An 8,561-nucleotide genomic window follows, 5' to 3' on the forward strand; every position below is an offset into this window, starting at 1 on the left:
ACCGGGCTGACGGCGGCTTCCGCCGGCTTGTTTACGCAGGACGGCCTGCCGGCTTCGCAGAACGCGGTGACGGCGGCAGCCGAGCGGCAGGCAGATATCACCGCCCATCGTTCGCAGATGCTGACCGAGAAGCTGGCGCAGGAGGCGCGTTATCTGGTCTGTGTGACGGGCGCGCATTATGATGCGGTGTGCAGCCGGTTTCCAGACTGCGAAGGCAAGGTGTTCACGCTGCTGGCAGAGGATGTGCCCGATCCCTTTGGCGGGGATTTGGACACATACCGCAGGGCGGCGGCGGTGATTGACAAAGGCGTATGCGCCGTGATCGAAAGACTGGCGGAGTCATGACGGTCGTACCGATGGAGGAACGTCACCTTGCCGCACTGGCCGCTATTGAGCAGGCGTGCTTTTCTGCGCCGTGGAGCGAAGCGATGCTGCGGGAAGAGCTGGGCAAGGGGCTGTTCTTAGCTGCCGAGCAGGCGGGGCGGACGGTGGGCTATGTCGGCTGTCAGACCGTATTGGATGAGGGGTATATCACCAACGTGGCGGTGTCGCCGGACGCAAGGCGGCAGGGGATTGCCCGTGCGCTGCTGCGGGAGCTGCTTGCGCGGGCGGCCGAACGGGAATTGGCGTTTGTCACGCTGGAGGTGCGGGCTTCCAACGCGCCGGCAATCGCCCTGTATGCACAGGCGGGCTTTGAGCCGGTCGGCACGCGCCGGAACTTTTATACTGCGCCCACAGAGGACGCGGTGCTGATGACACGTTTTTTGAAGGAGTGACAGTTGTGGAGATTCGGTTCGTTGATGCGGAAAATGCGGACTTTCTTGCGCTTGTGCAGCAACTGGATGCGTATTATTTCGAGGTCGTCGGTGAGGTACACCGCCGCTATGCCAAATATAACGACCCGCATCTGCTGAACGCCCGCGTGGTGGCCTGCATAAACGGCAAGGCGGCGGGCTGCGGCGCATGGAAAAAGACCGACGAGGAAACGGCTGAAATCAAGCGTATTTTTGTTGCTCCGGCTTTCCGGCGGCAGGGCGTTGCCGGCGCGCTGATCGACACGCTGGAACGGGATGCAGCGGCGCATGGTTATATCCGTGCGATTTTGGAGACAGCGCGCACAACCGATGATTCGGCGGCGCTGTATCATAAACTGGGCTATCGGGAGATCGCCTATTACGGTAGCCCGGCTGGGGCAGAAAACTGCCGGTGCTTTGAAAAAATGCTGCGGAAGGAATAAAAACGGATATGGAGATCAAGTTTGTAGAACAGGATGACCGGGCGCTGGCGCAGCTTTCGCAGGAGCTGGACAGCTTCTTTTTTGATCTGCTCGGCGCGGTTTATCTGGAATATCAGCCGCACAATACGCTGTCCGGTCTGGCCGGGGCGGTTGTGGCTTATGAGGCGGGCGAGGCGGTCGGCTGTGCCTGCTGGAAGCCGTTTGACGCAGTGACGGCCGAGCTGAAACGGGTGTATGTCCGCCCAGGGCAGCGCCGGTCGGGTACGGCGCGCCGCATGGTTGCGCAGATCGAGCAGCATGCGGCGGCGAGCGGCTGTCACCGTATGGTGATCGAAACAGCGAAAGAGCTGGACGGCGCTGCGGCGCTGTATCTCGGACAGGGATACCGTCCGCTGCCCGAAGGCTTTGGTCCCTACATCGGAGACCGCGGATCGCTGTGCTTTGAAAAGGAGCTGGACAGCGCAGCGGGAGTAGAACTCAAATTTGTCGACGTGACGAACGCCGACCTTGCAGCGCTGGTCGCGGAGCTGGATGTGTATTTCCGCGCGAGCTGGGGTGAGATTGCGGAAAAATACAAAAAACACCATGCGCTTGACGGCATGGCCTGCGCTGTGGTAGCCTACATAGAGGGAAAACCTGCGGCCTGCGGCTGCTGGCGCGCGTTTGACCCGGTCACGGCGGAGATCAAGCGCATGTATGTCTACCCGGAATACCGGCGGCAGGGGGTCGCGGGCAAGATCATTTCCGCACTTGAGCGGCACGCTGCTGCGAACGGGTGCCACCGCGCGGTGCTTGAAACAGGGGCGGACATGCCGGATGCGATCGCGTTTTATGAAAAACAGGGATACCGTCTGGTTCCCAACTACGGCGATTTTGTGGACGACGACATCTGTGTGTGCATGGAAAAGGAGATCTCGGACGGGACGATGCGGTAACGCGGCCGGACGGGGCTTTCTGCTATAACAGAATATGGAGCATGGCATATGAAAATATTGAGCATAGAGTCCTCCTGCGATGAAACGGCGGCAGCCGTGATCGAGGACGGGCGGAAAATACTTTCCAGCGTGGTGGATACGCAGATCGAAACGCATGCGCTGTACGGCGGCGTGGTGCCCGAGATCGCGTCGCGGCGGCACATGGAAGCGGTGGTGCGCGTGACAGGGCAGGCGCTGGCCGAAGCGGGGCTGGATAAGCACGCGGTCGATGCGGTGGCGGCGACCTGTGCGCCGGGGCTGATCGGCGCGCTGCTTGTCGGCGCGAATTTCGGCAAATCGCTGGCATTTGCGCTGGACAAGCCGTTTATTCCGGTGCATCATATCCGCGGGCACATCGCGGCGACCTATCTGGCATATCCCGAGCTGAAGCCGCCGTTTTTGACGCTGATCGCCTCCGGCGGACACAGCGAGATTGTAATGGTGCGCGATTATACGGAATTTGAGATTCTTGGCGGCACACGGGATGATGCGGCGGGCGAGGCGTTTGACAAGGTCGCGCGTGTGCTCGGCGTGGGGTATCCCGGCGGGCCGAAGATCGATAAGCTGGCACAGGCGGGAGACCCCAAACGGTATAAGCTGCCGGATTCCCACATCAAGGATGCGCCGCTGGATTTTTCCTTTTCCGGGCTGAAAACGGCGGTTATCAATCTGGCGCACCACGCGGAGCAGAAGGGGGAGACGCTTGACAGGGAAGGTCTGGCGGCTTCGTTCTGTGCGGCGGTGGTGCATACGCTTGTGCCGCGGCTGGAGCAGGCCGTGCAGCAGACCCATGCGCGCAATGTGGTCTGTGCCGGCGGCGTGGCGGCAAATTCCTTCCTGCGTGCGGCGCTGCAGCAAATGGCGGCGCGCACGCATACGCGGCTGTATCTGCCGCCGCTGGCTCTGTGCGGAGACAATGCGGCGATGATCGGCAGCCAGGCGTATTATGAATACCTTGCAGGCAATGTAGGCTGCACCCTGCAAAATGCTTTTGCAACGGCAGAAATCGGCAGGAATATTTGTGAAAAGCGTTAGTGGAAAAGTCTTTTCAAACCATATGGAATGTTGTAAAATAGAAGTGGTTTTTGCGCTGCAAAGACCGCTTCTGTTTTGTTTTGGGCACGGCGCATACAGTGCGCCGTGGAGAAGGCTGTGGAAGCCGCAACATTCCCGCCCTGCAGCGGCGGGGCGCGGTGCGCGTTCAGGCGCCGCCGCGCGGGGACAGTAAGGAGCGAAGGAAACACAATGGGTATGACAATTGCGCAGAAAATTTTGAAGGCGCATCTGGTGGACGGCGAAATGGTGCAGGGGCAGGAGATCGGCCTGAAAATCGACCAGACGCTGACGCAGGATGCGACCGGTACGATGGCCTATCTGCAATTTGAGGCGATGGGTGTCGATCAGGTCAAGACCGAGCGGTCGGTTGCTTATATTGACCATAATACCCTGCAATCCGGCTTCGAAAATGCGGACGACCACAAATATATTGGCTCTGTCGCAAAGAAGCACGGCATTTACTACTCGAAGGCCGGCAACGGCATCTGCCATCAGGTGCATCTGGAGCGCTTTGGCGCGCCGGGCAAAACCCTGATCGGTTCGGACAGCCACACCCCAACCGGCGGCGGCATCGGCATGCTGGCGTTCGGCGCGGGCGGTCTGGATGTCGCGGTCGCGATGGGCGGCGGGGCATATTATATCCCGATGCCCAAGATGGTGCGCGTCAATCTGACGGGCAAGCTCTCTCCGTGGGTTTCTGCGAAGGATGTGATTCTGGACGTGCTGCGCCAGATGACCGTCAAGGGCGGCGTGGGCAAAATCGTTGAGTATGCGGGCGAAGGCGTAAAAACCCTTTCCGTGCCCGAGCGTGCAACCATTACCAATATGGGCGCCGAGCTGGGCGCAACGACCTCGATCTTCCCGTCCGATGAGGAAACCCGGAAGTTCTTGGAGGCGCAGGGCCGCGGCGACGTATGGGTTCCGCTGTCCTCCGATCCGGATGCGGTTTATGATGAGGAGTATACGGTCGATCTTTCTGCGCTGGAGCCGCTGGCGGCCATGCCGCACATGCCGGATAATGTGAAGAAGGTGTCCGAGATCGGTGCAATCAAGGTCAACCAGTGCTGCATCGGCTCGTGCACCAATTCCTCTTATTACGATATGATGAAGGTCGCATCCATTTTGAAGGGAAAGACCGTACATCCCGATGTATCGCTGACCATCAGCCCCGGCTCCAAGCAGGTGCTGGATATGCTGGCGCAGAACGGCGCGCTGGCGGATATCATCGCGGCAGGCGCGCGTATTCTGGAGTGTGCCTGCGGCCCGTGCATCGGCATGGGGCAGTCGCCCGAGTCTGCGGGCGTGTCCCTGCGCACCTTTAACCGCAATTTCGAGGGGCGGTCGGGCACACAGGACGCACAGATCTATCTGGTATCTCCTGAGGTTGCGGCGGCTTCCGCACTGGCCGGCGTACTGACCGACCCGCGCACACTGGGCGAGATGCCCGCGATCGAGATGCCCGCGCATTTCGTTATCAACGACAATATGATCATCAAGCCCTCGGAGCATCCGGAAGCGGTCGAGGTTGTGCGCGGCCCGAACATCAAGCCCTTCCCGCTGGGGAAGGCGCTTGAAGCGTCCTATACGGGCAAGGTCGTTCTCAAGACCGAGGACAATATCACCACGGACCACATTCTGCCGGCAGGCGCGAAGCTGCTGCCTTACCGCTCGAATGTGCCGTACTATTCGAACTACTGCTTTATCAATGTCGATCCGGAATTCCCCGCACGCTGCCGGGAACAGGGCGGCGGCGTTATCGTTGGCGGCGCAAATTACGGACAGGGCTCGTCGCGCGAGCACGCGGCGCTGGTGCCGCTGTACCTTGGCGTTAAGGCAGTGCTGTGCAAGTCGTTCGCGCGGATCCATAAGGCCAATCTGGTCAACTCCGGTATTTTGCCGCTGACGTTTGCCGATCCGGCGGATTACGACGCGGTAAGCCTGCTGGACGAGATCTCGCTGCCGCATGTGCAGGAGGAGATCCGGAGCGGCAGGCAGGTCACGGTTGTCTGCGGCGGCCGCACCTTCCATGCGGATTGTGAGGTTTCCGACCGTCAGCGCCGTGCGCTGCTCGCAGGCGGCACGCTCAACGATGCCCGGCAGCAGGCGCAGTAAGGGGAAACGGCTGCTTTCTTGACAAAGCGGCGCATTTTTGTTAAAATAATATCAATGGTAGCAGGAGGACAGGAAAATGTCGATCGACCAGTCCATTTTAGATAAATTTGAAGCAGTGGTAGAGAGCCAGCGCAAGCGTATCCTTGATATGAAAGCGCAGGACGATTTTATTGATTACTCCAAGCTGGATAAGCTGATCATCGGCGTGTGCGGCGGTGACGGTATCGGCCCGATGATCACCGGTATGGCGCAGCACGCGCTCGAGGTGCTGCTCGCGGATAAGGTGAAGGCGGGCAAGGTGGAGTTCCGCGTGATCGATGGCTTGACCATCGAACGCCGCGCCGCGCTCGGCTGCGCGATTCCGCCTGACGTGATGGAGCAGCTTAAACAGTGCCATGTGATCCTCAAGGGGCCGACCACGACCCCGCGCAAGGGCGACCCGTGGCCGAATGTGGAATCCGCCAATGTGGCGATGCGCAAGGCGCTCGACCTGTTTGCCAATGTGCGTCCCGTTAAGGTGCCTGAGCTTGGCATCGACTGGACATTTTATCGTGAGAATACCGAGGGCGGCTATGCAGTCGGCTCGCAGGGCGTGCAGATCGATGATGATCTGTTTATCGACTTTACCGTTGCCACCTCGCAGGGATGCGAGCGTATTGCGCGTCTGGCCTTTGATTATGCGCGCAAAACAGGGAAAAACCGTGTTTCCTGCGTGACCAAGGCCAATATCATTAAAACGACGGACGGAAAGTTTTTGGATACCTGCCAGAAGGTTGCGGCGGAATATCCCGAGGTCGAGTTCGACGACTGGTACATCGATATCATGACCGCAAAACTGCTGGATGATAAGCGCCGCCGCGATTTTAAGGTAGTTGTGCTGCCCAACCTGTATGGCGATATCATCACCGATGAGGCGGCGGAAATTCAGGGCGGTGTCGGCACGGCAGGCTCAGCCAATATCGGCAAGCGCTATGCCATGTTTGAGGCGATCCATGGTTCGGCGCCGCGTATGGTGCAGGAGGGCCGTGCCCAGTACGCCGACCCATCCTCCGTGCTGCGTGCAGCGGTGATGCTGCTCGAGCATATCGGTGAGATTGAGCTGGCCGGCAAGCTTGACCGTGCGCTGGATATCTGCATGTTCGAGGAGAAGAAGGTCGTGGTCAACGGCCGCGCCACGGGCGCGACTGCGCAGGAGTTTACGGATTATGTGCTCGACACGATTGCGAAACTGTAAAAAATAAAATTAACGGAGAGAGGGTAGATATCTGTGGAGCGTAAACAAGAAGTCTCCAAGGCGGTAGTGCAGCGATTGCCGCGGTATTACCGTAATATATTAGAATTAAAAGCAGAGGGTGTGCAGCGGATATCCTCCCGCGCGCTCGCTGAACGCATGGGACTGACCGCTTCACAGATTCGTCAGGATTTTAACTGCTTCGGCGGTTTTGGCCAGCAGGGATACGGCTATAATCTGGACAAACTGATTGAAGAACTGGGAGCGATTCTCGGCTTGCGTGCGGGACGCACTGCTGTGCTGATTGGTGCAGGCAACCTGGGCCGCGCTCTGCTCAACAACTTTGACTTTGCCGCCAGCGGTTTTGAACTGCTGTGTGCGTTTGATGCAAATCCGGAGCTGGTGGGCAAAAAGTTTGGCGGGCATGAGGTACGCAGCCTGGATATGCTGTACACATACCTGGAGGAGCATAAGCCTGATGTTGCGGTGCTGACGCTGCCGCGCACCAATGCGCCCGAGATTGCGCATGATCTGGTGAATCATGGCATTCGCGGCCTGTGGAACTTTACGGGCGAGGACCTGCATCTGGAAGGCCTTGGCGTGCCGGTGGAAAACGTGCATCTGTCGGACAGTTTGATGACTTTGTGTCACCTTGTAGGGATGGATGAAGCGTAAGAAATCACAAAAAAGAGAGACGCAGCCGTTTGGTTGCGTCTCTTTTTGTCTGTACAATTCAGTGAGTCAGATTTTATCAAGCGAATAGGGCGTTGTCTGATAGACATAATAGTTGATCCAGTTGGTATAAAACAGATGAGCGTGCGCCTTCCAGGTAACAAGGATGTCGCTGGTGGGGTCGTCGTCGCGGAAATAGTGTTTGGGAATTTCGGGGTTCATACCCTTGGCAAGATCGCGCTCATATTCGGTTTTGAGGGTGTCGGAATCGTACTCGCTGTGGCCGAGCACAAAAATCTGGCGGCCGTTCATGGCTTCCACGATATATACGCCGGCCTCATAGGATTCTGCAAGCAGGCGCAGGCGAATGTCATTCCGAATATCAGCTGCCCGCACTTCGGTGTGCCGTGAATGGGGGGCGGAAAAAATATCGTCAAACCCACGGAGCAGGGGTTCTTTTGGGAAAAGCACATGATGCCGGAAAATACCGGACATTTTTTGCGGCAGCGGGTATTTGGGAATACCGTAGTGATGATACAGGCCGGCCTGCGCGCCCCAGCAGATGTGGAGGGTGGAGTGAACATGGGTTTTGGACCAGTCCATGATCTGAACGAGCTCATCCCAATATTCCACTTCTTCAAACGGCAGGTTTTCCACAGGCGCGCCTGTGATAATGAGACCGTCATACTTTTTGTCCCGAATGTCGTCAAAAGTTTTGTAAAAGGTCAGCAGATGATCTTCGGGCGTGTTTTTCGAGTGATAGGACTTGGTCTGCACCAAGTCCACCTCAATCTGAATTGGCGTATTCGACAGACAGCGCAGAATCTGTGTCTCCGTGACGATTTTAAGCGGCATCAAATTGAGCAGCGCGATGTGCAGCGGACGGATGTCCTGCGTCGCGGCGCGGTGTTCAGTCATGACAAAAATGTTTTCACTTTCCAGAACAGCGCGCGCGGGCAAACTGTCGGCTATCTTGATAGGCAAGCCGACACCTCCTTTTATATTAATAGAGAAATTTAAAAACTATGCTAAAATTATAACAGAAAACTGAAAAAATCACAAGACCAATCCTCATGGGGATGGGCTGGCGGAAACGTAACGGCAGGCATGAAGGCAGAAAGGAAAATAAGCGCAGAAAGAGCAGAATTTTGGAAAAAGTTCTTGACAAAGGAAGGGGGAGGGGGTATACTAATAAAGCTGTCTCGCGAGGGGTGGCGGGCTCGAAAAAAGATTTGGCAAAAACGAAAAAAGTTGTTGACAAACGGACTGAGAGCTGATA

General features: G+C 57.6%; 9 protein-coding genes. 8 read left to right on the forward strand and 1 reads right to left on the reverse strand.

Going from position 1 to position 8,561, the window contains the following annotated elements:
* The 8 genes from ACOYIE_RS07030 to ACOYIE_RS07065 form a co-directional block, all read left to right on the forward strand.
* On the forward strand, nt 1-345 hold a 345-nt coding region (locus tag ACOYIE_RS07030), incomplete at its 5' end, for a hypothetical protein (protein ID WP_433411767.1).
* On the forward strand, nt 312-776 hold the full coding sequence (gene rimI / locus ACOYIE_RS07035) for a ribosomal protein S18-alanine N-acetyltransferase (RefSeq protein ID WP_433411769.1): 465 nt from the start codon (nt 312-314) through the stop codon (nt 774-776). The genes ACOYIE_RS07030 and rimI, both read left to right, overlap by 34 nt.
* A 5-nt stretch (nt 777-781) precedes the next feature.
* Nucleotides 782-1,237 (forward strand): GNAT family N-acetyltransferase, encoded by a 456-nt coding sequence (locus tag ACOYIE_RS07040; RefSeq protein WP_433411771.1) that lies wholly within the window; start codon nt 782-784, stop codon nt 1,235-1,237.
* A gap of 8 nt (nt 1,238-1,245) precedes the next feature.
* The gene (locus ACOYIE_RS07045; protein ID WP_433411773.1) at nt 1,246-2,172 is read left to right on the forward strand and encodes a GNAT family N-acetyltransferase; all 927 of its coding nucleotides are present in this window, start codon (nt 1,246-1,248) and stop codon (nt 2,170-2,172) included.
* Between the two features lie 48 nt (nt 2,173-2,220).
* Nucleotides 2,221-3,246, forward strand: a complete 1,026-nt coding sequence (gene tsaD / locus ACOYIE_RS07050) for a tRNA (adenosine(37)-N6)-threonylcarbamoyltransferase complex transferase subunit TsaD (RefSeq protein ID WP_433411776.1) — start codon at nt 2,221-2,223, stop codon at nt 3,244-3,246.
* Nucleotides 3,247-3,456: 210 nt separating this feature from the next.
* Nucleotides 3,457-5,379, forward strand: a complete 1,923-nt coding sequence (locus tag ACOYIE_RS07055; RefSeq protein ID WP_433411778.1) for an aconitate hydratase — start codon at nt 3,457-3,459, stop codon at nt 5,377-5,379.
* A gap of 76 nt (nt 5,380-5,455) precedes the next feature.
* Nucleotides 5,456-6,613 carry an isocitrate/isopropylmalate family dehydrogenase gene (locus ACOYIE_RS07060; RefSeq protein ID WP_433411780.1) on the forward strand — a complete coding sequence of 386 codons (1,158 nt, stop codon included), beginning with the start codon at nt 5,456-5,458 and terminating at the stop codon, nt 6,611-6,613.
* Nucleotides 6,614-6,646: 33 nt separating this feature from the next.
* Entirely contained in the window at nt 6,647-7,285 is a 639-nt protein-coding gene (locus tag ACOYIE_RS07065) for a redox-sensing transcriptional repressor Rex (protein WP_433411783.1), read from the forward strand.
* 66 nt (nt 7,286-7,351) lie between these two features.
* On the opposite strand, the gene metA is transcribed toward ACOYIE_RS07065, so the two are convergent.
* Nucleotides 7,352-8,266, reverse strand: coding sequence for a homoserine O-acetyltransferase MetA (gene metA, locus ACOYIE_RS07070; RefSeq protein WP_433411785.1), 915 nt, complete (start codon nt 8,264-8,266; stop codon nt 7,352-7,354).
* Nucleotides 8,267-8,561 lie beyond the last annotated feature (295 nt).

This window comes from Agathobaculum sp. (assembly GCF_050946325.1).
Classification (GTDB): domain Bacteria; phylum Bacillota; class Clostridia; order Oscillospirales; family Butyricicoccaceae; genus Agathobaculum.

Excerpts from the sequence above, each read along its gene's own strand:
- ACOYIE_RS07060 (WP_433411780.1), top strand. The coding sequence starts at position 5,456 with ATGTCGATCGACCAGTCCATTTTAGATAAATTTGAAGCAGTGGTAGAG.
- rimI (WP_433411769.1), top strand. The coding sequence starts at position 312 with ATGCGCCGTGATCGAAAGACTGGCGGAGTCATGACGGTCGTACCGATG.
- ACOYIE_RS07055 (WP_433411778.1), top strand. The coding sequence starts at position 3,457 with ATGGGTATGACAATTGCGCAGAAAATTTTGAAGGCGCATCTGGTGGAC.
- ACOYIE_RS07045 (WP_433411773.1), top strand. The coding sequence starts at position 1,246 with ATGGAGATCAAGTTTGTAGAACAGGATGACCGGGCGCTGGCGCAGCTT.
- tsaD (WP_433411776.1), top strand. The coding sequence starts at position 2,221 with ATGAAAATATTGAGCATAGAGTCCTCCTGCGATGAAACGGCGGCAGCC.